Genomic DNA, 1,610 nt, shown 5'->3' with positions numbered 1-1,610 from the left:
TGGGGATGCGGATAAAAACTTGGACTGGTTTTTATGCGGCTAGACCAAGTTCTTGTCGGTATTCCACAGGACTTAAACGTCCCAGAGATACCTTGATACGTTTTTCGTTGTACCAACGAATGTAAGTATCGACAGCTTCAATGAACTGCTCAATCGTCGTTGATTGCCAGTTGCCGGGATAGAACAGCTCTATTTTCAGCCTTCCAAAGAAGCCTTCGCACGCAGCGTTGTCTGGCGAGCACCCTTTGCGGGACATTGAACGAACCAACTTTGCATCATGGATCCTCGAGAGCCAGCCTGGCCAGCGGTAGTGAGCTCCACGATCAGAATGAATCACAGGGCGGCTCTCGCTGCCTTGAACAGCATCAATGGCCGCATCCAGCATTGTGTTGACGAGATTTGCGTTGGGATGAGTCCCAATCGACCAGCTCACCACCAGCCCGTCAAAGCAATCAATGACTGGCGACAGGTAAACCTTGCCAGCAGGAATCTGGAATTCAGTAATGTCGGTGAGCCACTTCTCATTGGGCGCAGCGGCATGGAAGTCTCGATTGATGAGGTTTTGCGGGGCAGCACCTATCTCTCCAAGGTATGAGTTATATCTGCGGCGTTTGGGCTTGGCCACGATCAACCCCTCCTGCTTCATCAGCCGACGAACCACCTTCTCTGAGATGCCCCTGCACTCCTTGAGCAGGCATGCCTGCACCCTGCGATATCCATAGCAGCGGTAGTTGTTGTCGAAGATATCTGTGATGCTTCGGCGTACATCCAAGTATTTGTCAGCCAGCTTCAGCCGGGCACGATGGTAAAAATACGAGCTTCTAGCAAGGCCAACAAGAGAAAGCAGTTCTGGCAATTCATACTGCCCGTGCAACGCTTCAACCAGCACAGCCTTATCTTTGTTTGCCAGCCTATGCAGGTCAATGTCGGACCCATTCTTTAAGATTTCATGGGCCTGCTTGAGAAGCTCACGCTCTATCTTCAGCCGCCGAACATCCTGGCGCAATGATTCAACTTGGCGCCTGAGCGCTGCTGCATCCAACACAGGCGATCGCTTTGGACTGTGTTTCATCGAGGTGGGGGCACAAGGGCCAAGCAACTGATTTTTCCAGTTGTACAAGGTTCCCCGGCATACCCCTAGCTTGTCCGCAATCTCCTGTGCACTTGATTGGCGGGAACACAGTTGCACCACGCCCTCACACATCAAAGCATCCGGATATGTAGCTGGCCAAGACCTGCCTACCATCGATTTGCTGATCTCGGGGCAGTCTTGCCGAACCCACGCAGTTAACGTTCCTCGACCCGGGTAACCCAAAGCCCTCATCGTGGCAGCAATACAGCGATCGTGGGCGAGGTAATGAGCAACCGCAACCTGTCTTTGCTGCAGCGAATACTTTGGTGCCCTTGGCGCTTGGCTCGCTGGCAAATCCTGATGCTTCAGGTAGTGCTGATACCAGCCTTTCAATGCATTCTTGGTTGGGTATCCCAACTGGCGAATCGTGGCTCTGACACGCAAGCCAAGCTTGATGTAAAGCTCAACTGCACGAATCCTGTCTTCGTATGAGTACATGAACTACCTCCTGGTAGTCCAAGTTTTTGTCCGCATCCCC

At 52.4% G+C, this 1,610-nt stretch carries 1 protein-coding gene; it reads right to left on the bottom strand.

What is annotated here, in order from left to right; translation table 11 throughout:
• Window positions 1–31 precede the first annotated feature (31 nt).
• The gene (locus H9646_RS18290) at window positions 32–1,570 is read right to left on the bottom strand and encodes an IS3 family transposase (RefSeq protein WP_191724829.1); all 1,539 of its coding nucleotides are present in this window, start codon (window positions 1,568–1,570) and stop codon (window positions 32–34) included.
• Window positions 1,571–1,610: the final 40 nt, after the last annotated feature.

Origin of the sequence: Comamonas avium (assembly GCF_014836675.1) — a bacterium.
Classification (GTDB): domain Bacteria; phylum Pseudomonadota; class Gammaproteobacteria; order Burkholderiales; family Burkholderiaceae_C; genus Comamonas; species Comamonas avium.
This window is presented reverse-complemented; position numbering and strand designations above follow the sequence as displayed.

Bases quoted from the DNA above. Each gene is read 5' to 3' on its own strand.
- H9646_RS18290 (WP_191724829.1), bottom strand. From the start codon at position 1,570: ATGTACTCATACGAAGACAGGATTCGTGCAGTTGAGCTTTACATCAAG.